This is a genomic window from Cupriavidus plantarum (genome assembly GCF_905397285.1).
GTDB lineage: Bacteria > Pseudomonadota > Gammaproteobacteria > Burkholderiales > Burkholderiaceae > Cupriavidus > Cupriavidus plantarum.
This window is the reverse complement of sequence record NZ_CAJPUX010000002.1, coordinates 151,784-177,171: the sequence shown is the minus strand read 5'-3', so window position 1 is coordinate 177,171 and position 25,388 is coordinate 151,784. Positions and strand designations below refer to the sequence as shown.

General features: G+C 66.9%; 24 protein-coding genes. 13 read left to right on the top strand and 11 right to left on the bottom strand.

The window, feature by feature from the left end; all coding sequences use genetic code 11:
• Positions 1–23: 23 nt before the first annotated feature.
• Positions 24–1,223 (bottom strand): SMP-30/gluconolactonase/LRE family protein, encoded by a 1,200-nt coding sequence (locus KHP16_RS09575; protein WP_115953564.1) that lies wholly within the window; start codon positions 1,221–1,223, stop codon positions 24–26.
• A gap of 150 nt (positions 1,224–1,373) precedes the next feature.
• Here KHP16_RS09575 and KHP16_RS09570 point away from each other — a divergent pair, with 150 nt between their 5' ends.
• Positions 1,374–2,321: a LysR family transcriptional regulator gene (locus KHP16_RS09570; protein WP_115953356.1), complete on the top strand. Its 948-nt coding sequence runs from the start codon at positions 1,374–1,376 to the stop codon at positions 2,319–2,321.
• A gap of 7 nt (positions 2,322–2,328) precedes the next feature.
• Here KHP16_RS09570 and KHP16_RS09565 read toward each other — a convergent pair whose 3' ends face one another.
• The gene (locus KHP16_RS09565; protein WP_211960072.1) at positions 2,329–3,120 is read right to left on the bottom strand and encodes an SDR family NAD(P)-dependent oxidoreductase; all 792 of its coding nucleotides are present in this window, start codon (positions 3,118–3,120) and stop codon (positions 2,329–2,331) included.
• Positions 3,121–3,241: 121 nt separating this feature from the next.
• Here KHP16_RS09565 and KHP16_RS09560 point away from each other — a divergent pair, with 121 nt between their 5' ends.
• Positions 3,242–4,204: a LysR family transcriptional regulator gene (locus KHP16_RS09560; protein WP_211960071.1), complete on the top strand. Its 963-nt coding sequence runs from the start codon at positions 3,242–3,244 to the stop codon at positions 4,202–4,204.
• Here KHP16_RS09560 and fliD read toward each other — a convergent pair.
• Positions 4,170–4,982, bottom strand: coding sequence for a flagellar filament capping protein FliD (gene fliD / locus KHP16_RS09555; protein ID WP_109583557.1), 813 nt, complete (start codon positions 4,980–4,982; stop codon positions 4,170–4,172). The genes KHP16_RS09560 and fliD overlap by 35 nt on opposite strands.
• A 190-nt stretch (positions 4,983–5,172) precedes the next feature.
• Here fliD and KHP16_RS09550 point away from each other — a divergent pair, with 190 nt between their 5' ends.
• A complete protein-coding gene (locus KHP16_RS09550) occupies positions 5,173–5,700 on the top strand; it encodes an outer membrane lipoprotein (protein ID WP_244835737.1) in 528 nt (175 codons plus the stop codon).
• 64 nt (positions 5,701–5,764) lie between these two features.
• Here the strand turns inward: KHP16_RS09550 and KHP16_RS09545 are convergent, their stop codons facing one another.
• Complete coding sequence (locus tag KHP16_RS09545; RefSeq protein WP_211960070.1) at positions 5,765–6,673, bottom strand: AraC family transcriptional regulator; 909 nt, start codon at positions 6,671–6,673, stop codon at positions 5,765–5,767.
• A gap of 150 nt (positions 6,674–6,823) precedes the next feature.
• Here KHP16_RS09545 and KHP16_RS09540 point away from each other — a divergent pair, with 150 nt between their 5' ends.
• Entirely contained in the window at positions 6,824–7,369 is a 546-nt protein-coding gene (locus KHP16_RS09540; protein WP_211960069.1) for a carboxymuconolactone decarboxylase family protein, read from the top strand.
• Between the two features lie 75 nt (positions 7,370–7,444).
• Positions 7,445–8,764, top strand: coding sequence for a chloride channel protein (locus KHP16_RS09535; protein ID WP_415831135.1), 1,320 nt, complete (start codon positions 7,445–7,447; stop codon positions 8,762–8,764).
• Here KHP16_RS09535 and KHP16_RS09530 read toward each other — a convergent pair.
• The gene (locus KHP16_RS09530) at positions 8,759–9,217 is read right to left on the bottom strand and encodes a histidine phosphatase family protein (protein WP_121491699.1); all 459 of its coding nucleotides are present in this window, start codon (positions 9,215–9,217) and stop codon (positions 8,759–8,761) included. The genes KHP16_RS09535 and KHP16_RS09530 overlap by 6 nt on opposite strands.
• Before the next feature lie 164 nt (positions 9,218–9,381).
• Here KHP16_RS09530 and KHP16_RS09525 point away from each other — a divergent pair, with 164 nt between their 5' ends.
• The 8 genes from KHP16_RS09525 (at position 9,382) to KHP16_RS09490 (ending at position 19,092) form a co-directional block, all read left to right on the top strand.
• A complete protein-coding gene (locus KHP16_RS09525) occupies positions 9,382–9,624 on the top strand; it encodes a CbtB domain-containing protein (RefSeq protein ID WP_109583562.1) in 243 nt (80 codons plus the stop codon).
• A gap of 13 nt (positions 9,625–9,637) precedes the next feature.
• Positions 9,638–10,390 (top strand): CbtA family protein, encoded by a 753-nt coding sequence (locus KHP16_RS09520; RefSeq protein WP_121491700.1) that lies wholly within the window; start codon positions 9,638–9,640, stop codon positions 10,388–10,390.
• Between the two features lie 98 nt (positions 10,391–10,488).
• Entirely contained in the window at positions 10,489–12,582 is a 2,094-nt protein-coding gene (locus KHP16_RS09515) for a TonB-dependent siderophore receptor (protein WP_244835736.1), read from the top strand.
• 58 nt (positions 12,583–12,640) lie between these two features.
• Positions 12,641–14,254 (top strand): ABC transporter substrate-binding protein, encoded by a 1,614-nt coding sequence (locus KHP16_RS09510; protein ID WP_211960068.1) that lies wholly within the window; start codon positions 12,641–12,643, stop codon positions 14,252–14,254.
• Positions 14,251–15,318, top strand: coding sequence for an ABC transporter permease (locus KHP16_RS09505; RefSeq protein ID WP_415831134.1), 1,068 nt, complete (start codon positions 14,251–14,253; stop codon positions 15,316–15,318). The genes KHP16_RS09510 and KHP16_RS09505 overlap by 4 nt, the downstream gene beginning before the upstream one ends.
• Positions 15,315–16,115 (top strand): ABC transporter permease, encoded by an 801-nt coding sequence (locus KHP16_RS09500; protein ID WP_211960067.1) that lies wholly within the window; start codon positions 15,315–15,317, stop codon positions 16,113–16,115. Before KHP16_RS09505 ends, KHP16_RS09500 begins: the two co-directional genes overlap by 4 nt.
• A complete protein-coding gene (locus KHP16_RS09495; protein ID WP_244835735.1) occupies positions 16,112–17,566 on the top strand; it encodes an ABC transporter ATP-binding protein in 1,455 nt (484 codons plus the stop codon). Before KHP16_RS09500 ends, KHP16_RS09495 begins: the two co-directional genes overlap by 4 nt.
• A 146-nt stretch (positions 17,567–17,712) precedes the next feature.
• Positions 17,713–19,092, top strand: a complete 1,380-nt coding sequence (locus KHP16_RS09490) for a Fic family protein (protein WP_244835734.1) — start codon at positions 17,713–17,715, stop codon at positions 19,090–19,092.
• Positions 19,093–19,104: 12 nt separating this feature from the next.
• Here KHP16_RS09490 and KHP16_RS09485 read toward each other — a convergent pair whose 3' ends face one another.
• The 6 genes from KHP16_RS09485 to KHP16_RS09460 form a co-directional block, all read right to left on the bottom strand.
• On the bottom strand, positions 19,105–19,530 hold the full coding sequence (locus tag KHP16_RS09485) for a VOC family protein (protein WP_121491704.1): 426 nt from the start codon (positions 19,528–19,530) through the stop codon (positions 19,105–19,107).
• Between the two features lie 28 nt (positions 19,531–19,558).
• Positions 19,559–21,013 carry an N-acyl-D-amino-acid deacylase family protein gene (locus tag KHP16_RS09480; RefSeq protein ID WP_211960066.1) on the bottom strand — a complete coding sequence of 485 codons (1,455 nt, stop codon included), beginning with the start codon at positions 21,011–21,013 and terminating at the stop codon, positions 19,559–19,561.
• 5 nt (positions 21,014–21,018) lie between these two features.
• Complete coding sequence (locus tag KHP16_RS09475; protein WP_244214611.1) at positions 21,019–22,014, bottom strand: Bug family tripartite tricarboxylate transporter substrate binding protein; 996 nt, start codon at positions 22,012–22,014, stop codon at positions 21,019–21,021.
• 72 nt (positions 22,015–22,086) lie between these two features.
• Positions 22,087–23,148, bottom strand: a complete 1,062-nt coding sequence (locus tag KHP16_RS09470) for a threonine ammonia-lyase (protein WP_244835733.1) — start codon at positions 23,146–23,148, stop codon at positions 22,087–22,089.
• Positions 23,149–23,159: 11 nt separating this feature from the next.
• Positions 23,160–24,161, bottom strand: a complete 1,002-nt coding sequence (locus tag KHP16_RS09465; protein ID WP_211960065.1) for an N-carbamoyl-D-amino-acid hydrolase — start codon at positions 24,159–24,161, stop codon at positions 23,160–23,162.
• Between the two features lie 254 nt (positions 24,162–24,415).
• Positions 24,416–25,366, bottom strand: a complete 951-nt coding sequence (locus KHP16_RS09460; RefSeq protein ID WP_211960064.1) for a LysR substrate-binding domain-containing protein — start codon at positions 25,364–25,366, stop codon at positions 24,416–24,418.
• Between the last annotated feature and the right edge of the window lie 22 nt (positions 25,367–25,388).

The following is a 25,388-nucleotide window of genomic DNA, read 5'->3' as shown; positions in this document are numbered from 1 at the left end:
CCTCGCATCAACGCATCAACGCGTCAACGCGTCGGCGCGGGCTTCGCGCCGATCTTCACGCGGAACAGCGAGTACGGCTTGGTCCGCAGATCCTTGCCGCCGTTGAAGCCCGGCATGCGGTGCAGCTGGTTCGCCGTGAAGTAAAGATAGCCGTCGGGTCCGATCGACAGCGTATCCGGCCACAGCGCGCGCGGATCGTGCACGATCGTTTCCCAGCTGCCATCGGGCAGCCGCTTGCGAATGCCATTGTGCTCATAGTCGGACGCATACACGGCGCCGTCGGCGTCCGCCTCCATCCCGTCGGACGCGCCCTTCTCGCCGAGGTCCTTCACCGCCGCGGCAATCTGCGCATCGGTGGCCGCGGGGTCCCGCAGCAATTGCGTCGGCACCGCATACAGGTGGCGGCTGGAGAGCGGCGAGAAGTACAGCGTCTTGCCATCGGCCGACAGCGCAATGCCGTCGGAGGCGACGCCGAACGGGCTCGTCTTGCCGTCCGCCGCGCGGTTCATCATCGTCTTGCCTTCCACGACGGGAACGAAGGACTTGTCCACCGACGTCGAGGCGTCGCCGCTCAAACGGCGCACGGCGCGGCCGCTGGCGATATCGACCACGATGATCGCGCCCGGACCGGAGACCGAAGAGTCCGTGACGTAGATGGTGCCCGCCTCGCCGGTGCGGAAGTCGAAGCGCATATCGTTCACGTACGTCGTGGACAACGCCACGTCGGACGGAAAGACGATCGACTTCACCACCTTGTTAGTCGCCAGATCGACCGCCACCAGCCGGGCGCGCCCCGGTGCGGGCGAGGAGAACTTCGGCGCCGCCGTATCGAGGATCCAGACCTTGCCCTGGCCGTCGGCCACCACGCTCTGCACGCTCAGGAAACCCTGCGGGTTGTCCTCGCGATTGATCGCGGCATCGGGATACGGCACCACCTTGTTGCCGCGGAGTTCGCCGACGGTGAAGGGCACGTCGTCGCCCCAACGCGGGAAGTTGACGAAGATACGGCCCGTCTCGGTCACCGTCACGCCGGTCGGCATGGCGCCGCGGAACGCGAAAACTTGTTCCAGCTTGCCGACATACCGCTCGGCAGGCAGGTTGGCGGGCAGATTCTGCGCGGCGGCGAACGGCGCGGCCGTCACGAGCGCGAGCGCGGCGGCCAATCGAGAAAATCGGGAAAGCTTCGAGGGAAAGCGGATACGGCCAGACGATTGAGCTTGCATGATGAACCTCGACGAAAGCATGACGATAGGAAGCACTGCGATGTGTGGATCATGGCGCTCGCCAACTGAATCGGAAAGAGGCAAAATCAGGCAGCACTTTCTCTGCAACCGTGAAAATCGCCGTCTTTCCGGCCCCTGCCCGCGTTCCCTATGATCCGTATCGACGACCTCGCGCTATTCGTCCGTTCCGCCGCGCTTGGCAGCTTCTCGGCCGCCGCGCGGGAAATCAACCTGCTGCCCGGCCAGGTCAGCGCCGCGATCCAGCGCCTCGAGCGAGACCTCGGCATTCGCCTGTTCGCGCGGTCCACGCGCAGCCTGCGGCTGACCGCGGACGGCGAGCAATACCTGCCGTATGCGCAGGGGGCGCTGGAGTCGTTGCGGGAAGGCCACGAGCGCGTCCATGCGGAAACGACCTCCATCAAGGGCGTCCTGCAGATTGCCGCCCCCTCCGATCTCGGCCGCAATGTCCTGCTCCCCATGCTGACGGCATTCCGGCGCGCGCACCCGCAGCTGACGTTGCGGCTATCGTTTTCCGATCAGGTCGCGGACGTGTTCCGCGACCCCGTCGATGTCGCGCTTCGGTACGGCAATATGGAAGATTCGAGCTATGTCGCCATGCCCGTCGATCCCGGTAACCGGCGTGTGGTCGTGGCCGCGCCGAGTTACCTCGCGGCGCATGGCGCGCCGGAGTCGATCGATGCGCTGACGTCCCACGCATGCCTGCGGTTCATGCTGCATGGCCGCGTGTACGACAAATGGACATTCCAGGAGGACGGCAAGCGGCGCGTCGTGGCCGTGTCGGGCCCGCTGGTGAGCGACGATGCCGATATCGTGCGGCGCTGGGCGGTGGCCGGAGAGGGTATCGCGTACAAGTCCCGGCTCGACGTCGCCGAAGACCTCGCTACAGGGCGACTGGTCGCGCTGCTCGACGGCGTGGGCGGCGACGCCATTCCGCTGAACCTCGTATGCCCGCATCGCAAGCAGTTCTCGCCCGCGATCCGGCTGTTGCACACATGGTTGCAGGAACACGTCGCCCGCCACTTCCCGGCCGCGGCGGCGCCAAAGCGCGCGGCTGGCGGGCGCGCGCGCAAAGTGTGAAGCGGAGTCAGACCAGCATGCCGCCCGACGCTTCGATGCGCTGGGCGTTGATCCACTTCGTACCGGGCGCAAGCAGCGCCGCGATGACGCCGCCGATGTCGTCAGGCAGGCCGGGGCGTCCCAGCGCGGTGACGGACGCCACCATCGCATTCACCTGCGGATTGTCGCGAACGCTCGCGCCGCCGAAGTCGGTCTCGATCGCTCCGGGGGCCAGGCAGTTGACGCTGATCTGCCGTGCGCCCAGTTCCTTGGCCATATAGCGAGTGAGCACTTCCACCCCGCCCTTCATCGCGCCGTAGGCGGCGTAGCCGGGCATGGCAAAGCGGGCCAGACCGCTCGACACATTCAGAATGCGCCCGCCGTCCCCGATCAGCGGCAGCAGCTTCTGCGTCAGGAAGTAAGGCGCCTTCAGATGGACGCGCATCAGCTCGTCGAACTGTGCCTCCGTCGTTTCCTCGATCAGCGCATGGATGCCGACGCCCGCGTTGTTGACGAGGAAATCGACATGCGTGCGCTTCCAGTCAGCAAGCACTGACTTTACTTGCACGGCAAACGCATCGAACGTGGCGCTGTCACCTACGTCGAGCTGCAGTGCGACCGCGCGGCGGCCCTGCGCCTGCACGGCGGCGACGGCGGCTTCCGCTTCGGCGCGATTGCCGCGATACGTCAGGATAATGTCGGTGCCTTGCCGCGCGAGATGCTCGATCGCATTGCGGCCCAGGCCGCGGCTGCCGCCCGTGATGAGGGCGATAGGCGCTTGATTGTCGTGGGTGAGGGTGGCGGTGGTGGTCGATGTCATGGCGGGTTCCTTGGTCGTCGCATCGGCGTCGATGCATGGATCCCACTTTATTGCGCCACGAACGAGGAATAAACTACGTCCCAACGATATCAACGTTCACGAGCTGTGAACAATTGTGGCCATGGACAGCCTCGATACCCTCCGCATCTTCCTGCGCGTCGCCGACCTCGGCGGGTTCGCGCGGGCATCGGCCAGCCTCGAGCTCTCCAAGGCTGCGGTGTCGATGGCCGTACAGCGGCTCGAAGCGTCGCTCGATACTCAGCTCTTCCACCGCACCACGCGCAAGGTCCAGCTCACACCCGATGGCCACGCCTTCTACGAACGCGCGCGCGATCTGCTCGACGACATGGATGAACTGCACGGCATGTTCCGGCGCGGCGAACACGCGTTGAAAGGACGATTGCGGGTGGATATGCCGGCGGGCCTCGCGCAGCAGACCGTGCTGCCTCGCCTGCCGGAATTTCTTGCGGCCCACCCGGACCTGCAGATCGAGATCAGCGGCACGGACCGGCGGGTGGACATCGTGCGCGAGGGGTTCGACTGCGTGATTCGCGTCGGCCCGCTCGAGGACAGCAGCCTGGTGGCCCGCCCACTCGGCGTGCTGCCGCTGCTGAACTGCGCCAGCCCCGGCTACCTCCGGCAATACGGTACCCCGCTGACGCTCGCGGACCTCCGGACGCACCGGCTCGTGCATTTCGTGGGCACCTTCGGCCAGCGCGCCGCGGGGTTCGAGTACGTGGAAGACGGCGAGGCAAAAGCCTTGCCGATGCAAGGCGCGGTGACGGTCAATAACGGCCAGTCGTACGAGGCCGCGGCATTGGCCGGGCTCGGCATCGTGCAGGCGCCCGCGCATACGATGCGCGGCCTCATCGCGGCGGGCAAACTCGTAGAGATCCTGCCCACATTCCTGCCGCCGCCGATGCCGGTGGCGCTGCTCTACGCACAGCGGCGCAACCTGCCGTTGCGCGTGCGGGCGTTCATGGACTGGGTCACGGCCCTGCTGACGCAGGCCATCGTCAAACCGGCCCCTGCGTCCGCAACGCCTGTCTCTAACCCTTCAGCACCGCCAGCTGATCCGACATGAAGGCGCTGGCGACGCCCATGTCGCTATAGAGCAGGCTCAGCCGCTGGAACTGCGCCCGATAGCCCGCCATCAGCGCGGTCACGCGGTCGGCTTCGTCGTCCTGGCTGCGGCCGAGCAGCGCGAGCATGTCGCTCGCCTCGCTGGAGGCCTGAGCAAGCGGGCTATCCTTGCCCGTCAGCGCGGTCGTGAGCGCAGCCATGCGGCCGTTGAGGCCCGACGTCCCGTCATCGCCGACGAAGAACTGCTTCACGCCCTTCGGATTGCTGGCAATCGCGTCGTCGAGCTTCGTCTCGTCTAGCTGGAGCGCGCCGTCCTTGTCGAACGACAGGCCCATATCCGCGAGGGAGCCGCCCGGCAGATTGTCGAAGGCCTTTCGCAGTTGCGACTGCACGTCGCTCAGCGCCTTGTCGCCGAACAGCGCCGCACCCGTCTTCGCATCCTTGTCGTAGGTACCGAGGCCCGTCACGACTTTCTGGGTCGCGTTGTACGAATCGATGAACGACTTCACCGCCGCCTTGATCCCGGCCGCGTCCGGCTTGGCCGTCGCCGGATCGTCGCCGACCGGATCGAACAGGCCGGCCTTGGCGAGGCCCGCAGACGCCGACTTGAGGCCAGTCAGCGCGTTGACCACCTTCCCGTAGCCGGACAGCTTGGCCGTGTATGACTTCTCCTGCTGCGCGAGGTTGTCGAGGCGACCGCTCTGCTGACGCTGAATGTTGGACATCAGCGTGTCGAGATTGAGGCCTGCCAGCGATCCGAGCGAAGAGGAAGTAGCCATGTGCGGACGAGAGGAAGCGTGATTGACACCCGGATAACGGTTACAGGGCCGAACAACTTTAACGCCACTTCACCTGTTTTTGTCATTTCGCCCGGAGTGCTGCTGACGCTCCTCATTTTCGGCTCATTCTCGGTACGTAATCTTGTTCTCAACCAACGCTTGTTCTCAACCAACTTGCAGGGGAAACAAGATGAACACCACCAATGTCACCACCCGCACTGCTACCTCCACCACCCGCCGTGCGGTTCGTACTATGACGCTCATCGGCGCAGTCGTTGCGTCGACCTTCGCCGTCACGGGCTGCGCCAGTCTCAATCCGCAGGAGCCGATCTATTCGGCCTCGCAGGTGCAACGCGCCGACTATGTGCAAACCGCGCGCGTCGAATCCGTCCGCCCGGTGCTGATCGACAACAGCTCGCAGGCGTCGAGCCTGTTCGGCACGCTCGGCGGCGGCCTGCTCGGCGCGGTGGCTGGCAGCGCCATCGGCCATGGCCACGGCTCGCTGCTCGCCGGCGTGGCGGGCGGTCTCGGCGGCGCGCTGGCGGGCAACGCGATCCAGTCGCACGTCGAACGCACGCAGGGGCTGGAAATCACGGTGCGCACGCACGACGGCCGCATGCAGTCCATCACGCAGCCGGCATCGGCGGGCCAGTTCTATCCCGGTCAGCCGGTCCGCCTGATCTCGGGCTACGACGGTACGACGCGCGTTGCGGCGTAAGCTCGTGGCGGGGTCTCGGGTTAGTGGTCTCGGGTTGGGGCTGCCGCTCGAGCCTGACGGGCCGCTAGCGTTCGTCGCGTGTTTCGGCGTCGCTTGCCGTTTCGCCCCGCAGCCATTCGCGGGGCGATAGACCGACCCTGGCCTGAAACGCGCGCGACAACGCCGAGGGGTTCGCGTAGCCGAGCTCGTCGGCCAGGAGCTTGACCGGCGTGCCCTCGCGCAGCCGCGCCTGCGCGAGGCTCACGCGCCAGGCCGCGAGATAGTCGGCCGGCGTCTGGCCGACTATCTCGCGGAACGCCGCGGCAAACGCGCTGCGCGACATCCCCGCGCATTGCGCCATCCGCTCAAGATTCCACGTGTCGCCCGGCGCCTCGTGCATCGCGATCAGCGCGCGCGCCAGGCGCGGGTCGGACAGGCCCGTGATCAGGCCCGGTTTGAGTCCGGCCTTCACGCTGGCTTCCTCGGGATGATCGAGCAGCCAGCGCAACAGTTGAATCAGCACGACTTCGAACAGCCGGTCCGCCAGCAGCCGCTGGCCGCACCGCACCTGCTCGGTCTCCGCGAACAGCAGACTCAGCGCGGGCGATAGGCCCTGCACGCGGGCCAGCGGCAATGCGATCAGCGGCGGCAACGCGCGCGCGATCGGATTCATCGCGCCGCCGGCGAATTCGAGCGTCGCGCAGGTGAACTGGGAACCTTCGGCCGGCGGATTGTGGAAGCGATGCACCGCATGGCGCGGATAGAACAGCAGCGTCGGCTCGGTGACACGCAGGCGGCGCGGCAGGCCCGGCGTGCTGTGCGTGATCTCCATCTCCCCTTCTCGCATCACGTGCAGAAAGCCGCGGCCCTTCTCGTCGAACGTCGTCACGCCGCAAAGGGCGCCGTTGAAGAACAGGTGCGCGCGCACGCGAAATCTCTCGAGCACGGCGGACAGGCGGTCCTGAGCGGTAACGGCGGGCGGGGAGGCGGCCATGTGAATGGGAAATTGGAAATGGGAAGCGGGAGGGCTGGACGAAATGGTACGTTGGTTAGACGGATTGTATCCTAACGTACAATCCGGACACGCATACTGGTTTCCAGGGACGGCGCCGCTGTCCCCCACACCGAATGAGAGGAAACCATCATGACCGCACGCACCCCCTTGCTCGACGCACAGACCGCTCCCGCCGGCAGCATCGAGACCCTCGGCCAGATTCACGGCGCCTTTGGCACCACGCCCAACATGTTCCGCGCCGTGGCCAACTCGCCCGCCGCGCTCAAGTCGATGTGGGGCGCGTTCGGCGCGCTCGGCGGCGGCGTCATCCCGGCGCAGCTCGGCGAGAAGATCGCCGTGGCGATCGCCGATCGCAACCGTTGCGAATACTGCCTGGCCGCGCACACGGCGCTGGGCCGCAAGGCCGGCGCCACGTCCGCCGACATGGCCGCCGCGCAGGGCGGACGCTCGGAGGACCCGAAGACGGCCGCGGCACTGACCTTCGCGCTCAAGATCGTCGAACAGCGTGGACAGATCGGAGAGGCCGACGTCGCGGCAGTCCGCGCCGCGGGCTTCAGCGATGAGGAAGTGGTCGAGATCGTCGCCCACGTCGCACTGAACCTCTTCACCAACTACATCAACGTCGCCTTCGACGTGCCGGTGGATTTCCCCGGCGTCAAGCTGAGCGCGCGCTGACCTGCGGCTTACGATGACCTTCCCGCGCACCGTATGGCAACATGCGGGGCGCCTTCCGTTTTGCATACCGTTCGCATGAAGCCTTCCGACACCGCCCCGCTTGCCGCCACCGACAACCCTCGCCCCGCCGGCGCCGCGATCGCGCCGCGCTTCTCGATGCGGCTCGGTATCGCGGCCATCCTGACGGGCGTTGGCGCAGGGCTGGGTGGCATGGTGCTGGCATTGCTGCTGCACAAGATCCAGCACGTGGCGTATGGCTACAGTCTCGATTTCACGATTGGCACCGAGAGCTTTCTGGTCGGCGTGACGCAGGCATCGGCGCAGCGGCGGCTGGCCGTGCTGATGCTGTGCGGCCTCGTGGCGGGGTTCGGCTGGTGGGCCGTCTATCGGTTCGGCCGCGCGCTCGTGAGCGTCAAGCAGACCGTGGACTCCGATGCCAGGCCGATGCCGCCAGGCACGACCATCGCGCATGCGCTGTTGCAGATCGTCACCGTAGCCATGGGCTCGCCGCTCGGCCGCGAGGTCGCGCCGCGCGAGATCGGCGCGCTGTTCGCGAGCTGGCTGTCCGCCCGCACGGGTCTCACATCAGAGCAGCGGCGGATGATCGTGGCATGCGGCGCGGGCGCAGGTCTCGCGGCCGTCTACAACGTGCCGCTGGGTGGCGCCGTGTTCACGATGGAAGTGCTGCTGGTCACGTTCAACTGGCAGGCCGCATGCCTGGCGATGGCGACCTCCGCGATCGCCGCGGGCGTGGCCTGGCTCGGCCTCGGCGCGGAAATCCAGTACGCCGTGCCGACGTTCCTGCCCACCGCGAGCCTCATCGTCTGGGCGCTCGTCTGCGGACCGCTGTTCGGACTCGCCGGCCATGCGTTCATCCAGTTGACCAACGCGGCCCGCAATCGCGCGGCGCGAGGCTGGCAGTTGCCCGTCTACGCATTCATCAATTTCACGATCCTTGGGGCGCTGGCGATGTATTACCCGCAACTGCTCGGCAACGGCAAGGGCGCCGCACAGCTTGCGTTCGACAGTTCCGTCGCCATCGGCCTGGCCGCGACGCTGCTCGTGCTCAAGGTACTGGTCACGGCCGGCAGCCTTCGCGCGGGCGCCAGCGGCGGCCTGCTGACCCCGGCGCTGGCGAACGGTGCGCTGATGGCAATCATACTGGGCGGACTGTGGTCCATGGCATGGCCCGGCGTGCCGCTCGGCGCGTTCGCGCTCGTCGGTGCCGCGGCCTTCCTCGCCACGTCCCAGCGCATGCCGCTCACCGCTGTGGTCCTCGTGGCGGAGTTCACGCAGGTCAATCACAACTTCCTGCTGCCGATGATCCTTGCCGTGGCCGGGTCCGTGACGGCCAGCCGGCTGTGGGAACAGCGCCTGTCCCCGCGATCGTCATAGCTGCAGGCGCCAGTGGCCCTGCCGCATCGACAGCACGGTCTTCGATGCCGGCGCGATATCGAGATGCCGGAACGCCGTTGACGGGGCGTCCAGCACGTGGAGCACGCAGGCCTTGACCACGTTGGCGGGTACGACCGCCAAGGTCTGGACCTTCCGGCCGCCGCCCTCCCGCCAGTCGCTTTCCATGAGCCATTGCGCGACGCGCGCGCGCAACGCGCTCAGCGACTCGCCGCCGTGTCCGTCGAAGTCCGGATCGGCAAGCCAGCTTGCGAAGGCATCGGGTTCGGTATCGGCGACCGCCTTCAGCGACCGTCCTGCCCAGCGGCCGTAATCCACGTCCCGCAGCGCGGGCTCGTCGCGCCCATCGACCTGTGCATCGATGGCGGAAGGGAAGACGCCCGCGCGCAACGATGCGGCGGCAGGCTGGCATAGCAGGGTCAGTTGAACGGTCATGCTCTACAATGGCATCCGATTTCGATGCGAGGAAGCCGGTGAGATCCCGGCACGGTCGCGCCACTGTATCCCATGCCGGCGGTCATGCCACGGCGCGGGGAGTCAGACCTTCCATCGGAGCCCTGCCATCCATCACGGAACGCGTCATTCCACAAGGAGCCTCCATGCCCGCCAGCGCCACGCTTGCATCGCACACCCTTGCATCGCCCACCCTCGCCCCCGCGTTCGAGCCCGTCTCGATTCCCGTCCGCGAACTGCTGCCCTGGGCGATTTTTGGCAGCATCCTGCTGCTGCTCGCGATCTATTTCGTCGGTGTGGAAGAAGGCGCCGCGGCGATCTTCAACACGATGTACGTACACGAGTTCGTCCACGACGGTCGCCATCTGCTCGGCTTTCCCTGCCACTGAACGGGGCGCCCATATGGTCCGGAGTCTGTTGATACGCGGCATGGCCGCGGGATTTCTGTCGTGCCTGCTGGTCTTCGCGTTCGCGAAGGTCTTCGGCGAACCGCAGGTGGAAGGCGCCATCGCCTATGAAGAGAGCAAAGCGCGGACGGAGTTCGCCATGGGCGTTAGCCACCAGCACGAGATGCCGGAGCTCGTCAGCCGCCAGGTGCAGGCGGGGCTCGGGCTCTTTGTCGGGCTGGCCGTATTCGGTACCGCCGTCGGCGGCCTGTTCTCGCTCGTGTTCGCCTATGCGTACGGACGCCTCGGCGTGAGCGTGCGGATGGGGCCACGCGCGCTGTCGGCGACCATGGCGATGCTCGCCTTCATCGCCATCGTGCTGGTGCCCTTTCTCAAGTACCCGCCAAACCCACCGTCGATCGGCGACCCCTCGACGATCGGCAGCCGTACCGCGCTGTTCTTCACGATGATCGCGCTGTCGCTGGCCGCGCTGGTCGCCGCCGTTCTGCTGGCCCGCCGTCTGGTGCATCGCATGGGGCCATGGAACGCCACGCTGGCCGCCGGAGCGCTATATCTTGTGCTCATCGGTGCGGCCTGCGCGCTGCTGCCGGCGGTCAACGAGGTGCCCGACGCGTTCTCCGCTTCGCTGCTCTGGCACTTCCGGGTTGCGGCGTTCGGCATGCAGGCGGTCTTGTGGGCAGCGCTCGGTCTGCTGTTCGGCGCACTCGTCCAGCCGTTGTTGCTGCCGTTGTTGCAGCCGCGCGCATAACGCGGATCCTTCCTCGAAAATTTTCTGTCGGGCGCTCGACATCGCTGCTACTATATGCAACTTTGTTGCAATAGACAGACAACATGCCCGTGCCTCGAATGTCTTCTTCCCGCTTCAAGCCTCGCTCACTCGCGCTCGCGGCGACGCTGCTCGCCACCCAGGCCGGCGCCGAAGACGCGCGCTTGCCGGAGGTCGTGGTGACCGGCACGGCCGAGGATAGCTACGCCTCCCGCTACGCCACAGGCGCCACGCGGACCGAAACGCCGTTGCGCGAGATTCCGCAGTCCGTGCGCGTGCTGCCGCGCACGCTGGTCGACGATATTGGCGCGACGCGGCTCGACCAGACGTTCGACTATGCCAGCGGCGTATCGCGGCAGAACGGCTTTGGCGGGCTCTGGGACAACTACGCGATTCGGGGCTTCAGCGGTAACGAGAACACGGGTGCGGGCTATCTCGTCAACGGCTTCGCCGCGAATCGCGGCTACACCGCACCGCGCGACACGGCGACGATCGAACGCATCGAAGTCCTGAAGGGCCCGGCGTCGTCGCTATACGGCAGCAGCGATCCCGGCGGCATCCTGAACATCGTCACGCGGCAACCGCAGTTCAAGCCCGCGCAGACGTACGAGCTCGAGACCGGTAACTACGATCACTATCGCGGCGTGGCCGATATCACGGGTCCCCTCGGCGAGAATGTCGCGGGACGCCTGATCGCCGTGGCGAACCATGACGGCAGTTCTCGCGACTTCGTGAACACGCAGCGCTATCTGCTCGCGCCGTCGCTGACATGGGCCGTCGGTCCGAACACCATCATCGAGTACACGGGCGAGATCCAGCGCTATACGGTGCCGCTGGACCGCGGCGTGGTGGCCGTCAACGGCCATCTTGGCGCGGTGCCGCGCTCGCGTTTCCTAGGCGAGCCGAACGATGGCGACATCCGTCTCGACAGCCAGTCCCATCAGCTCTCCGTCGAGCATCAGTTCTCGGACGACTGGAAGGGCCGCGTGGCGATGGCCTATCGCGGCGGCAGTCTGGAAGGGTTCTCGACCGAGGCCACCGCGCTGCAGGCCGATGGCCGCACGCTGACGCGGCAGCGGCGCTATCGCGATTTCCAGTCGGACGATGTCTCGCTGCAGGCCGACGTCACGGGCAAGTTCGCGACCGGCCCGGTGCGGCATGAATTGCTGCTTGGCGTCGACACCTATCGCTTCAGCAACAGCCAGGTGCTGCTGCGGCGCAATCCGAGCGCGGCCGCGCCTTACGCGATCGACATCTATTCGCCGGTCTACGGCCAGACGCCGCCGTCGCTGCTGCCGAACACGAACACGTACGAGCGGCAGACCAACGTCGGGTTCTACACGCAGGATCAGATGCAGTTCGGCGAGCGCTGGCGCGTGCTGGCCGGAGCGCGCTTCGACATCTACAACCAGTCGCTCGACAACCGTCTGCGCGGAACGAACACCAGCCAGCATCAGACGGCGGTATCGCCGCGGATCGGCGTGACGTACCTCGCGAGCCAGAACATCTCGCTGTTTGCCAACGCGAGCCGCTCGTTCCGCCCGAACGCGGGCAGCGACGCCAGCGGCAATGCGTTCTCTCCCGAGCATGGCCGTGCAGTCGAGGCCGGCGTGAAATTCGACAGCACCGATCGCCGGACAAGCGCGACGCTCGCCGTGTTCGATATCCGCAAGCGCAATGTGCTGACGACCGACCCGCTCGATGCGTCGTATCAGATCGCCGCCGGCGAGGCGCGTAGCCGTGGCGTGGAGCTTGACGTGGCCGGGCAGATCACCACGAACTGGCGCGTGACGGGTAACTTCGCCTTCACCGATGCCGAGGTCACCCAGGACGCGCGGCTCGCGTCGGGGACGCCGCTGGCCAATATCCCGCGCACGAGCGCGAGCGTGATGGCCATCTACGAAGATCAGGCGCCTATCGGCCAGCGGTATGGCGTGGGTGGCGGTGTGCGCTACGTCGGCACGCGCGCGGGCGATTCGCAGAACTCGTTCTCGCTGCCCACGTACACGCTGGCCGATGTGCTGGCGTACTGGCAGTACAGCAAGACCGTGCGCGTGTCGATGAACATCGACAACCTGTTCGATCGCACCTACTACACCAGCTCGTACAGCAGCGTCTGGGTGGCGCCGGGGTTGGGACGCACCGTGCGGGTGGGCTTGCGGCTCAGCTATTGATCGACGATCTCCATTCCCATACCGGTCCGATACCGATCCTCGAAACATTCGATACCCGATGCCTGCGCCGCGACTGCCCGCCTTCGCCGAGCCCGCCTCTCTCCCGCGCCGACGTGTGCTGCGCGCGGCCGCGTTGTCGCCGCTCGGCGGCCTGCTGGCGACAGCGAGTCCAGCGGAAGCGCATTCGACCTCGCCGCCCCCCGCCATGCCGCGCAACGCGGTGCGTGTGATCGGCCCATGGGAAATGTCGAGTCTCGACCCGCTGCGCAACGGCTATCTGTTCTCCCGCATGCAGGTCACGGAGACGCTCGTCGACTTCGACCCGGATGGCACACCCGTCCCCGGGCTGGCGGCACGCTGGAACGTGTCCGCGGATCGCCTGACATGGCGCTTTCTGCCCCGCGCCGATGCGCGCTTCCACGACGGCACCCCCGTTCGCGCGGGCGATATCGTCGCGGCACTGAACCGTGCACGGCATCCGGCCGGTGCGCTGGCGCGCGCGCCGATCGCGGAGATGCTCGTAGACGGCGACGCGGCGCGCATCCGCCTGACGCGGCCGTTTTCTCCGTTGCTTGCGTTGCTGTCGCACAGCAGCACGCAAGTGCTTGCCCCGGCATCGTTCGCCCACGATGGCAACGTACGGACCATCGTGGGGTCCGGCCCCTATCGCATCGTCGATCTCGAACCGCCGCAACGATTTTCGATTGCCGCGTTCGACGGCTGGCGCGGCGCACCTCCCGCCATTCGGGAGGCGTCGTATCTGTCGGTGGGCCGTGCGGAGATGCGCGCGCTGATGATCGAAGGCGGTCAGGCGGATCTCGCGTATGGCCTCGATCCCGGCACACTCGCGCGGTTGCGTCGCGCGCCAAACGTGCGCGTGCATGCGGTGACCGTTCCGCGGACCACGTTGCTGAAGGTCAACGCCGGTCATCCCTTCTTTGCCGATACGCGCGTGCGGCAGGCCATGTCGCTGGCGCTCGACCGCCGCGGCATCGCCACCGCGATCCTGCGCGATCCACAGCTGGCCGCGACGCAACTGTTTCCGCCGTCGCTGCCGGGATGGCACGATGCAGCGCTCCCCGCGCTGGCGTTTGACCCCGCGGCATCACAGCGGTTGCTGCGCGAAGCCGGCTGGGCCGCCGGGAGCGATGGCATCCTGCGGCGCGGGGGCGATCGCTTCGCCGTGACGTTGCGCACGTTTCCCGACCGTCCGGAGCTGCCCGTCATCGCCACGGCGATTCAGGAGCAGATGCGGCGCGTCGGCATCGAGGTCCGGGTGGCGGTCGGCAACTCGAGCGACATTCCGTTCTCGCATCGCGACGGATCGCTCGCGCTGGGGCTCTTCGCGCGCAACTATGGTGTGGTGCCGGACGCGTTCGGCGCGGTGGCGCAGGACTTCAACGGCGACGGTGGCGACTGGGGGCCGATGGGCTGGCATTCGTCCACCGTCTCGGCCGCGCTTGCGGAACTGCCTGCAATCGGCGATACGTCCGATACCCAGCAGGCAAGAGCCTTGCGTAGCCAGATCGCCGCGGTGTTGCAGCGCGAGCTGCCGCTGATTCCCGTCGTCTGGTATCGGCAGACGCTTGCGGCCAATCCGCGCCTTGCGCACGTGTCGATCGACCCGTACGAGCGCACCTATCGTCTGACGCAATTGCAGTGGCAATCATGAACGACCGTTCCGCTCCCGGCGCGCTGCCGGCAACCTTGCCCGACGCCGCAACGACGGCACGCCTCCCGCTCGCGAGCGGGCTCGCCCGTACCGCGTCGCGCATCGTGCTGCAGCGCGGGCTCCAGGCCCTGATCGTCGCCACCCTTGTCGGCACGCTGAGCTTCGTCATGATGCGCCTGCTGCCCGGCGATATGGCCTTTCGTATCGCGGCGGGCCGCTATGGCTACGACATGGTGACCGCGCAGGCCGCCGAGGCCGTGCGCGCGGAACTCGGTCTTGGGCTGCCATGGTCGCAGGCACTCATCCAGTGGTGGCACCGGCTGCTGCAAGGCGATCTTGGCCTGTCCGCCGTAACCGGCGCACCGGTGATTGCGGAGATTGGTCATCAGCTCGGGCACACATTGACGCTCGCCATCGCCGCGCTGGCCGTGTCGTGCGCGATCGCCGTGCCGCTGGGCCTTGTCGCCGGCCTGCATGCCGGCGGCACGATGGATCGGGCCACGCTCATGGCCTCGGTACTGCTACGGGCGATGCCGCCCTTTGTACTGGGCATCGTGCTCGTGTCGGTCCTGTCCATCGACTTCGCGCTCATTCCCGCAGCGGGGCCGCACGAGCATGGCGGCCTGATTGCCCCCGCCATTACGCTGGGCCTCGGCCTCGCCGCGACTTCCATGCGCGTAGCACGCGATGCGATGGCGGCGGTGGCGTCGTCGCCGTATTTCCGATTTGCCCAGACCAAGGGGCTTACCGATCGCGACGCGTTGCTGCGCCATGGCATCCGCAACGCGGCGATTCCGCTCGTCGCCTATCTCGGGGTCCAGCTGGTCTTTCTCGTCGAAGGCGTCGTCGTCATCGAGACGCTGTTCGCGTGGCCGGGCATCGGTCATGCGCTCGTGCATGCGATCTTCGGGCGCGATGTGCCGATGATTCAGGGCACGGCCATCGTCATGGGATTGATGTTCGTCGCGCTCAATACGCTCGTCGATCTCGCGTGCGCGGGCATCGATCCCCGGCTGCGCTTGCGACCGTGGTCACGCGGCGCGCGTCATGGAGGTGGCCAATGACGATGTGGCGTTCTCCGCGTCACCGCTGCGGATTCGCGCTACTGCTGATGCTCGCGGCCTTCGCGCTCGTGGGCCCCTGGATCGCTGGCCGCGCGCCGTTCGAGCAGGACCTGTACGGCATCCTGCAACCGCCGAGCCTCCACGAGCCATTCGGCACCGACCATCTCGGCCGCAGCATGCTGGCCCGCCTCTCGAGCGCCAGTCGCCTGTCGCTCGGCCTTGCCGTCCTCAGCGTGATCACGGCGGCGGTTCCCGGCACGTTGCTCGGACTGCTGGCCGCATGGCGCGGCGGCTGGACCGCGCGGGGTATCGGCGCCATCGCCGATGCGGTGCTGGCATTGCCGGGGCTGCTGCTCGTGCTGCTGCTCAGCGCTTTTGCGCCGGGGGCGTTCTGGCCGCTGTATGTCGGACTCTCGCTGGTGCTTTGGGTGGAATATTTCCGCGTCACGCGCGCGTCGGCGGCGGTGGTGCTGGCGAGCGAGCATGTGGAGGCGGCGCGGTTGCTGGGTTTTGGGCCGATGCATGTGCTGCGCCATCACGTGTTGCCGGAATTGCTGCCACTGCTCGGCACGCTCATGAGCTTCGGCGCGAGCGCGGCGGTGCTCGCGCTGGCCGCAATGGGCTTCATCGGGCTCGGCGCGCAACCGCCATCGGCCGAGCTCGGGCTCATGATGACCGAGCTATTACCCTACGCCGCCGAGGCGCCATGGATCATCGCCTGCCCGATCGTCGTGCTGACGCTTGCGACGTTGACGCTGGTGCTGCTTGGCGGCGCCGGACGGAGGCAAGCCGCATGACGCCGATGCAACCGCTGCTCGAAGTCGACACGCTTCGTGTGGAAGGTCCCGAGGGCCATCTGCTCGGCCCCGTCTCGTTCGCGCTGCACGCCGGTCGCGCGCTTACGCTGCTTGGCGAAAGCGGCTCGGGCAAGAGCCTGCTGGCCCACGCCATCATGGGCACGCTGCCGCGCGGACTGCGCGCGCGCGGCCGCATCGTACTGGGCGGCCGCGCGTTCGAAGCCAACGACGTCCGGTCGCGCCGCGCGAGCTGGGGCCGAGACATCGCGCTCCTCCCACAGGAGCCATGGATCGCCCTCGACCCGACGATGCGCGTCGGCGCGCAACTTGCGGAAACGCACGCGCTGGTCGGCGCCAAGTCGCGTACGGAAGCATGGACGCGCACGCTCGACGATCTGAGGACGCTGGGTCTTGGCGGGGCGGCGATGGCATGGCCCATCACCCTCTCGGGCGGCATGGCCCAGCGCGCCGCGTTCGCGATCACGCGCGCGGGCGGCGCGCCCGTGCTGATCGTCGACGAGCCGACGAAAGGGCTGGACCACACCGCCCGCGACGAGATCATGACGCGTCTGCGGCAGGCACTCGAGTCCGGCTGCACGGTGCTGACCATCACTCACGATATCGCCGTCGCCCGCGCGCTTGGCGGCGACGTCGCCGTGATGCTGTCCGGCGACGTCGTCGAACGGGGCGAGCCGCAAACGGTGCTGGCGCAGCCTGCACACACCTACACCCGCGCCCTGCTCGCCGCCGACCCTGCTTCGTGGAAGGCTCACGCGGCAGCCCACACGGCGGCCGCGGGGGAGGAGGTGCTCACCGCCACAGGTCTGCGTAAGGATGTTGGCCACCACAGCGGCCACCGCAGCGGCCACCGCAGCGCGCACCGCACACTGTTCCGCGACCTGACCCTCACGCTGCGCGCGGGCGACCGCGTCGCGGTCACGGGCCCAAGCGGCAGCGGCAAATCCACCCTCGGCAACGTGCTGCTAGGCCTCGTCTCCGCCGACAAAGGCACAGTCCACCGCCACGCGTCCATCGAACGCGTACGCTACCAAAAGCTCTATCAGGAACCGACCTCCGCCTTCGCCCCGCGCCGAGCCATCGGCCACGCGCTGGCGGACCTGTGCAACCGCCACCGTCTGGACAACGCCCGCATCGCCCCGCTGATGCAGCAGATGCGCCTGCCGGAACCCTTGCTCGCGCGCCTGCCCAACGAAATCTCCGGCGGGGAACTGCAACGCTTCGCCCTCCTCCGCACCCTGCTGCTCGACCCCGTCTTCCTCTTCGCCGACGAACCGACGTCCCGCCTGGACCCCATCACGCAACAGGAGGTCTTCGACACCCTGGTCAACATGACCCTCGAGCGCGGTTGCGCGCTGATGGTCGTGACGCACGATCCGTTTATCGCCGGGAGCCTGGGTCCGCGGCGGGTAGCAATTGGTGAGCAGACGTAGCGGGGTAAAATCTGCTCGCGCTGGATCGAAAGATAATTATAGAGCACTTATGAATGCATATATCTGCTCAATTGAGCAGATATTCGGTAAATCGGCTCAAATTGGTTTAATCTGCTCACCCCATTGAGCAGATCCGACCGAGCCTCGTGCACCGACTATCTTCCACGCAAGTCCTCGAGGCCATCGAACGTCTGGCAAAAGCGGGCACAGGCGAGGTGTCGTCGAGCGACATCACTCGCGAAGTGCAAGGGAGTTCCGCGACGGTTCGCCGGCATATCGACGCGCTTCTTGCCGAAGGCAAGCTGACCCGTTCCGGGAAAGCGAGAACCACGCGTTATCGTCTGACACCATCAGGGCAACCGACGAACACCGCGCCAGTTCCCCTGCCCGGCGCCGACAATGCAACCGCAGCCGACCCGTTCGCTCATCCCGACTGGTCAGAGGCATCGCTGGCATTACGCGATCGATTGAGCTTGCCCCTCGGCGCAAGAGACCCGGTCACCTATCACCGTGACTTCGTTGACGCCTACCGTCCAAACGAAAGCTACCTGCTTCCGCAACGCCTCGCGGATGAGCTCTATCAGGCGGGAAGGCTGGCTGGACAGCAGCCGGCGGGTACGTACGCGCGCAAGGTGTTCGAGCAACTGCTCATCGACCTGTCCTGGTCCTCGTCGCGCCTCGAGGGCAACCGATACACGCTGCTGGCAACGAAGGAATTGTTCGAACGCGGCGTCGATGGGGATGACACCGACGCGGTCATGCTGCTCAACCACAAGCGGGCGATCGAGTATCTGGTGGAAGGGGTTCCCACCGAGGGACTGACGACGGCCGTACTTCGCAACTTGCATGCGACGCTGATGGAGGCATTGCTGGCGAACGATAACGCCCTCGGTACGATCCGCGGCACGGTCGTCAATATCAGCGACACGGTGTATGTGCCCGCGCAGGTACCCGCGGTATTGCACGAGATGCTGCAGGCCATCGTTGACAAGGCACGCCTCATCAAGAACCCCGTCGAAGGCGCGTTCTTTCTATGGGTCAACGTTGCCTACCTGCAGCCGTTCGAGGACGGCAACAAGCGCACGAGCCGGCTCGCGGCAAATATACCGTTGATGCTGTATAACTGCGCGCCACTGGCATTCCTCGACGTGGACCCGTCGGACTACGCTCAAGCCATGCTGGGCATCTACGCGTTGCAGAATGCGGCGGCGGCAGTAGATCTCTTCGCATGGACCTACCGTCGGTCCATCAAAAAATACGCCGTCGTAAAGAGTTCCTTCGCCTCCCCGGACCCGCGGCGCCTTCGCTATCGGCCAGCGCTGGAAGAAGCCGTCAGGATGATCGTGCTGGAGCGCCAGTCAGCCGCCGCAGCGGTCGAAGGCGTCGCACACACGGAAGACAAGGCGCCCGGATTCGCCGCACTGCTCGCCGAAACGCTACAGTCATTGGGCGAGTACAACTGCGCCCGGTTCCGCCTCACGTCAACGGCTACAAGAGAATGGGTCGAGGCAGGCCGGCCGATGTAACGGTCGCATCGATCAATGCGCGTACACCGCCTCCCAGCTCTTGAACCCCTTCACTTCGATCGGATTACCGAACGGGTCCGTGAAGAACATGGTCCATTGCTCGCCCGGTTCGCCTTCGAAGCGGACCTGCGGTGCGAGGACGAAGTCGGTGTTGGCGGCGGTCAGGCGGTCGGCCAGAGCGCGCCAGTCGGGGAGCAGCAGGATGATGCCGAAATGCGGCATTGGGACCATGGCGTTGCCGACGCGGCCCGTGCGGGCCGTCTCGAACGGTTTGCCGAGATGGAGCGAGATCTGGTGGCCGAAGAAGTCGAAGTCGACCCACGTGTCGGTGCTGCGGCCTTCCTTGCAGCCGAGTACGTCGCCGTAGAAGCGGCGCGCTTCGTCGAGGTTCGTGATGTTGAAGGCGAAATGAAAAACGGACTGCGGCGATTGCGTCATGGAGCGTTGAAGATCGAAAGTCGGAAGGTTATGCGGAATGGCCGCGCCGGAGCACAGTGCCTGCCCGCGCGCCCGTGGGAGCGCCGTCGCGCCATGCCACCTCGCCGTTGACGAGCACGCAGACGATGCCCGCGGCCTGCGCGACGGGTTGCTCGAACGTCGCGGTGTCGATGATACGCGCCGCGTCGAACACGGTGATATCCGCGTAGTTGCCTTCGGCCAACACGCCACGGCCGGTCAGGCCGAAATGCCGCGCGGTCAGGCCGCTCATCTTGTGGACCGCGGTTTCGAGCGGGAACAGGCCGACATCGCGGCTATAGTGTCCCAGCACGCGCGGGAACGTGCCCCACAGTCGCGGATGAGGAACGGGGTCGTGCGGCAGGCCGTCCGAGCCGATCATCGTCTGCGGGAAGGCGAGGATGCGGCGCACGTCGGCCTCATCCATCAGGAAGTAGATGGCGCCCGCCGGTTGCAGCGCGTCGACCGTATCCTCCGGCGACAGGCCCATTTGCGCGGCGATGGCGTCGAGGTCCTGCCCCGCGAATTCGGGATGTGGCTGCGAGCGCGTCACGATCACGCGGCTCGATACGGCCAGACGATCCTTGCGCAGGATCGTCGAACCCGCCTGATAGGGATAGCAGTCCAGGCCCAAGCAGTGGTGCTGCATCGCCCGCGACAGGTGCCCGAGCGTTTCCACCGATCGCCCGTGATTCTTCGGGCCGATCAGCTTGTGATGCGACACCACCGTCCCCGCCTTGGCAGCCGCGCCGACGATCACGGCCTCGTCGATCGCCTCGCACACGCGGTCGCCCTCGTCGCGGATATGGCTCGCGTGCACGCCGCCGAAGCCCCGCATGGCCGACGCCACGCGCGACATCTCGTCGGTGGTCGCCGGCATGGCTGCCGGATATGCCGCGCCCGTGGACATGCCACACGCGCCCGCCACCATCGCATCGCGCAGCAACGCCTGCATGGCGGCGATCTCCGTCTCGGTCGCCGCGCGGTCAAGCCGGTTCATGACGGCGACACGCAGCGTGGTATGGCCCACGAGACAGGCGGCATTGACGGCGGGCGCCGCGCGCTCGAGCGCATCGAGATAATCCCCGAACACGGTGTAGCGGAACGTGGACGGATCCTCACCGAGCAGGTCGAGCGGCGGCGGCACCGGCTGCCCCGCCGTCGCGCACCACGGCGCGAGGCTGATGCCGCAATTGCCGGTGACGACGGTGGTCACGCCCTGGCTCAGCTTGGCCGGCATCAACGGATGCTGCATCAGATAGCGGTCATCGTGCGTATGCGCATCGATGAATCCCGGCGCAACGATATGCCCGCGCGCATCGAGCTCGACCCCACCGCGCGCTGCCGACAAATCGCCGATGGCCGCGATGCGCTGGCCGTCGATGGCCACGTCCGCATCGAATCGCGGCGCGCTCGTTCCGTCGATGACGGTGCCTCCACGCAGCACTACGTCGAAGTCGGCCATGATCGTCAATCCAGCGTCGCGCCCGACGTGCGGATCACGCCCGCCCAGATCGGACGTTCCTTGTGCGCAAGGTCGAACAACGCGCTGCGCGGACCCGTGGTGACTTCATACGCCATATCCGCGAGGCGCGCCTTGATGGCATCTGAATTGGCCGCCTTGTTGAACGCGCGGTTCAGCATGTCGAGGATCTGCGGATCGGTGCCGGCCGGTGCGACATAACCGGTCCATGCCACGGCCTGGTAGTCCTTGAGGCCGCTCTCGGCCATCGTCGGCAGTTGCGGCAGGCGACTGTCGCGCTGCTTGCCCGTGACGGCCAGCGGCACCACGCTACCGTTCTTCAGATACGGCGAGATCGACGTAATGTTCTCGAAGACGAGATCCACTTCTCCGCGCAGCAGCGCAAGATCCGCCTCCGGACCGCCCTTGTACGGCACGTGCGTGATCTGCACGCCGGCCATCGACTTGAACATCTCGGCGCTCAGATGGCCCGTGGTGCCATTGCCGCCCGAAGCCACGGCTAGTTTGCCGGGCGCGGCCTTCGCCTTCGCCACGAGTTCCGCCACGCTCTTCACGCCGAGGTCCTTGCGCACCGCCAGCACGTTCTGCACATAGCCCGTCAATGCCACCGGCGCGAGCTGCTTGTCCGCGTCGTACGGAAGCTTCTTGTACAGCGACTGGTTGATGGCGAGCGTCGCCACGTTGGCGAACCCGATCGTGTAGCCATCGGCCGGCGCACTGATGACGGCCTGCGTGCCGATGATGCCGGACGCACCCACGCGATTCATGACGACGACGGTCTGGCCGAGGTCGCGGCTCACCGCGTCCGCGAGCAGGCGCGACACGATGTCGGGCGTGGTGCCTGCGTTGAACGGTACGATCAGCGTGATCGGGCGGTCGGGATAGGCGGCGAACGCCTGCGCCGACAGGAGCAGCGATGCGGCGGCAATCGCCATGCGCGCGATGCGGGTCACGGCACGGAGGGGAGTGAAGGTGAGAGACATATGCAGCGATTCCTGGTTCAGCGGGGGTTGGCGGTAATCCGGCGCGCGCGCCGGCATGGGCAAGGGGTTGTCTCAGGCCCCGTGCTGGGCGGCCGCAGTGGACTGCAGCATCATTTGTAGAAGGGGCAGATCGATGTTTCCGCCGGACAGGACGACCACCGCATCGCGGCCCTCCAGATCGATGTAACCGGCGAGCAGCGCCGCCAGCGCGACGGCGCCACCCGGTTCCACGAGCAGCCGCAGTTCCTCGAGCGCAAAGCGAATCGCGGTCGCAACTTCCGCGTCGGTGACCGCATGCGCGGCATCGAGATAGCGGCCATTGATCGCAAAGGGCAACTCGGCCGGCGTGACGGCCTGCAAGGCATCGCAGATTGACGCGGCGCCGGCAGGGTTGGTCTCACGCTGACCGCTCCGCAACGAACGCACGGTGTCGTCGAACGCCGCGGGCTCCGCGGCGACGATGCGTGTGCCGGGGCTGATCGCTTCGATCGCCAGACCGCATCCCGCAAGCATCCCGCCACCGCCACACGGCGCGGCAAAGGTCCCAAGGTTTCGGCGCGCGGCCGATGGCAGATCCTGAAGCGCTTCCAGCGCGAGCGTGCCTTGCGCGGCAAGCACGTCGGGATGATCGCCGGGTGGCACCAGCGTGCCACCGGTCTCCGCGAGCAGGCGCATGCCGATGGTCTCGCGGCTCTCGTGGCGGCGGTCGTAATGCACGACGCGTGCGCCCTGTGCCAGCGCGCGGTCCACCTTGTTGCGCGGCGCATCCACGGGCATCACGATCGTCGCCTCGACGCCAAGCCGCTTTGCCGCCCATGCGATGGCCTGCCCATGATTGCCCGTGGAATACGCGACGACGCCACGCGCGCGCGCGGCCGCGTCCATCGCGAGCAATGCGTTGAGGGCGCCCCGCGCCTTGAACGAACCGGTCACCTGCAGGCATTCGGGCTTGATCCACACCGGTGCGCCGGCCAGCGCATCGAGCCGCGCGCTGCGCAGCAGCGGCGTCCGCACAACATGCGGGGCGAGCGCGCCGGCCGCGCGTTCGACATCGGCGAACACGGGCACGCGCATCTCGCCGAGCATCTCGTGATGAATGGTGGCGGGTAATGAAGGACGTGCGGTGGTGTGCAATGTCGCCTCCATCATTCGGAAGCCGGCGTCCGGGCCGGTGTCCAGGCTGGCGGCGCTTCGCTGCCCGTCTGCGCGGTGATGCGGCCATATGCTTCCACGCGGCGATGCTTCTCGAAGTTGAACACCGTCGAACGGCCCAGCTCGCAGAGGTCCAGATTGCAATCGGCCACGATGAGTTCGTCGTCCCACGTCGTGGCCTGCGCCATGATCTCGCCCTGCGGGTTGACGATGATCGAGTGGCCGAACATTTCGCAGCCATCCTCCGTGCCGGCCTTGGCCACGGCCACGGCGAACGTCGCGTTCTGGTAGGCCCCGGCCTGGATCGACAGCTGCGAGTGGAACACGCGCAGGTGATGGGCCTCGAAACCGCGGTTCTCCTGATTCATGCTCGGTGTGTTGTAGCCGAGCATGACCAGTTCCACCTGCTGCAGACCGAGCACACGCCACGACTCGGGCCAGCGGCGGTCATTGCAGATCATCATGCCGACGTTTACATCGACGTCGCCGATCGGCGCGCGCGTCACGGGGAAACCGAGGTTGCCCGGTTCGAAGTAGCGCTTTTCCAGATGCTGGACCTTGCGATGCGTCGCGAACTCGGCGTGGCCCGGCAGATGGACCTTGCGATATTTCAGGACGATCTCGCCGGACGGCGCGATGACGACCGACGTGTTGAAACGGCGCTTGCGCGCGATGCCCGTCTCGTCGGGCTCGAACGCGATCTCCGCATAACCGAGGTACACGGTCAGGCCATAGCGGCGGATGGCGTCGAACAACGGCTGCGTGGCGGGCGACGGCAACTGCGTCTCGTACCAGCCGTCCGCTTCGTCGAGGTCTTCGTGATACCAGCGTGGGAAGAACGTCGTCAGGGCCAGTTCGGGGAAAACGACCACTTGCGCACCACGCCGGTGCGCGCGCTCGAGCAACCGCACCATGCGGCCGACCGCGACGTCGCGGCCTTCGTGTTTCTGAATCGGGCCGAGTTGGGCGGCCGCTACGGTGATGAGTCGTGTCATGAATCTGGCGTGCGTGGAGCATCGGGCGTTGATGGCAGGGCCAGTGTAGGGACGGGGCCATCGGGCCGGAAGCGCGCGGGCCGCGCGCCGAGTCGGCTTGCCCTATGCGGCTGCGGGAGCCGCCAGGCCCGATGCGGCAAGGGTTCGCGCGCGGCGAAGCGGGGCTTTCCCGCTCCCGCCCCATAACCGGGCGTTATGGCCTGCCGACAAACATTGATGCCGCCGCGCGCGCTGTCGTCGCGACGCCGCCACACTCACTGCGTCCGCTGCGCGAGCAGATGCGTGAGGGTTGCGACGAAACCCTTCGCCAGCGTCGACATGGCCTGCTGTCGCGAGTGGATGAGGTAGATCTTGTGGGCCAGGGCAGGACGAATCGGCTTGAGGACGATATCCCCCGCGCCTTCGGGCGTGTAGCCGAAGGACTCCATCAGCGCGACGCCGACGCCTTCGCGCACGAGCGCCATCGCTTCCGGCGTCGAGCGGATCTCGATATCGGGCACAAGCGTGCCGCGTTCGGAGGTCAGGAACTGGGCGGAGAGCCGGCCGAACGGTGTATCGCCGCCGTAGCCGATGAACGTCGAGCCACGCAGATCATCGACGGTGAGTTCCTCGTACTCCGCCAGGGGGTGCCCACGCGGGACGGCGCACATGATGTTGCCCTCGCCGATCTCGCGCGCCCGCAGTTGCGAGCCGTCGGGGGGCGCCATCGATGCAATGCAGAGGTCCGCCTGGCCCTGGGCGACGAAGGGCAACAGCGCGTCGAACGGCAGCGGGCGGTAGTGCACGCGCACCGACGGATGCCGATGCCGGAAACGCTGGATCGCGCGCGGCATCAGCCATTCGCTATAGCTCGGGCTCGACACGATCGATAGCCTGCCATCGCCATGCTCGGCGAGACTGGCCGCCACCTCGTTGAAGCGGCGCACGCCATCGAGAATCGGCCGCACTTCCGCAAAGAGCCGGTGCGCTTCGGGCGTGGGATGCAACCGCCCGCGCTCACGATCGAACAGCGCGAAGCGAATGCGCGATTCGATGGTGGCCAGCACGCGGCTGATCGCGGGTTGCGACACGCACAGCATGCGGCCCGCCTCGCTCAGCGAGCCCGCGACCATGATGGCGTGGAACACTTCGATCTGGCGCAGGTTGAGCGGCGTGCTCGCGGGCGTGCCCCGGGAAGTTCGGGGCGTATGTGGATCGGGAGGCATACCCGAGTGGGACGCAAGATCC

Excerpts from the sequence above, each read along its gene's own strand:
- KHP16_RS09575 (WP_115953564.1), bottom strand. The coding sequence starts at position 1,223 with ATGCAAGCTCAATCGTCTGGCCGTATCCGCTTTCCCTCGAAGCTTTCC.
- KHP16_RS09570 (WP_115953356.1), top strand. The coding sequence starts at position 1,374 with ATGATCCGTATCGACGACCTCGCGCTATTCGTCCGTTCCGCCGCGCTT.
- KHP16_RS09565 (WP_211960072.1), bottom strand. The coding sequence starts at position 3,120 with ATGACATCGACCACCACCGCCACCCTCACCCACGACAATCAAGCGCCT.
- KHP16_RS09560 (WP_211960071.1), top strand. The coding sequence starts at position 3,242 with ATGGACAGCCTCGATACCCTCCGCATCTTCCTGCGCGTCGCCGACCTC.
- fliD (WP_109583557.1), bottom strand. The coding sequence starts at position 4,982 with ATGGCTACTTCCTCTTCGCTCGGATCGCTGGCAGGCCTCAATCTCGAC.
- KHP16_RS09550 (WP_244835737.1), top strand. The coding sequence starts at position 5,173 with ATGAACACCACCAATGTCACCACCCGCACTGCTACCTCCACCACCCGC.
- KHP16_RS09545 (WP_211960070.1), bottom strand. The coding sequence starts at position 6,673 with ATGGCCGCCTCCCCGCCCGCCGTTACCGCTCAGGACCGCCTGTCCGCC.
- KHP16_RS09540 (WP_211960069.1), top strand. The coding sequence starts at position 6,824 with ATGACCGCACGCACCCCCTTGCTCGACGCACAGACCGCTCCCGCCGGC.
- KHP16_RS09535 (WP_415831135.1), top strand. The coding sequence starts at position 7,445 with ATGAAGCCTTCCGACACCGCCCCGCTTGCCGCCACCGACAACCCTCGC.
- KHP16_RS09530 (WP_121491699.1), bottom strand. The coding sequence starts at position 9,217 with ATGACCGTTCAACTGACCCTGCTATGCCAGCCTGCCGCCGCATCGTTG.
- KHP16_RS09525 (WP_109583562.1), top strand. The coding sequence starts at position 9,382 with ATGCCCGCCAGCGCCACGCTTGCATCGCACACCCTTGCATCGCCCACC.
- KHP16_RS09520 (WP_121491700.1), top strand. The coding sequence starts at position 9,638 with ATGGTCCGGAGTCTGTTGATACGCGGCATGGCCGCGGGATTTCTGTCG.
- KHP16_RS09515 (WP_244835736.1), top strand. The coding sequence starts at position 10,489 with ATGTCTTCTTCCCGCTTCAAGCCTCGCTCACTCGCGCTCGCGGCGACG.
- KHP16_RS09510 (WP_211960068.1), top strand. The coding sequence starts at position 12,641 with ATGCCTGCGCCGCGACTGCCCGCCTTCGCCGAGCCCGCCTCTCTCCCG.
- KHP16_RS09505 (WP_415831134.1), top strand. The coding sequence starts at position 14,251 with ATGAACGACCGTTCCGCTCCCGGCGCGCTGCCGGCAACCTTGCCCGAC.
- KHP16_RS09500 (WP_211960067.1), top strand. The coding sequence starts at position 15,315 with ATGACGATGTGGCGTTCTCCGCGTCACCGCTGCGGATTCGCGCTACTG.
- KHP16_RS09495 (WP_244835735.1), top strand. The coding sequence starts at position 16,112 with ATGACGCCGATGCAACCGCTGCTCGAAGTCGACACGCTTCGTGTGGAA.
- KHP16_RS09485 (WP_121491704.1), bottom strand. The coding sequence starts at position 19,530 with ATGACGCAATCGCCGCAGTCCGTTTTTCATTTCGCCTTCAACATCACG.
- KHP16_RS09480 (WP_211960066.1), bottom strand. The coding sequence starts at position 21,013 with ATGGCCGACTTCGACGTAGTGCTGCGTGGAGGCACCGTCATCGACGGA.
- KHP16_RS09475 (WP_244214611.1), bottom strand. The coding sequence starts at position 22,014 with ATGTCTCTCACCTTCACTCCCCTCCGTGCCGTGACCCGCATCGCGCGC.
- KHP16_RS09465 (WP_211960065.1), bottom strand. The coding sequence starts at position 24,161 with ATGACACGACTCATCACCGTAGCGGCCGCCCAACTCGGCCCGATTCAG.
- KHP16_RS09460 (WP_211960064.1), bottom strand. The coding sequence starts at position 25,366 with ATGCCTCCCGATCCACATACGCCCCGAACTTCCCGGGGCACGCCCGCG.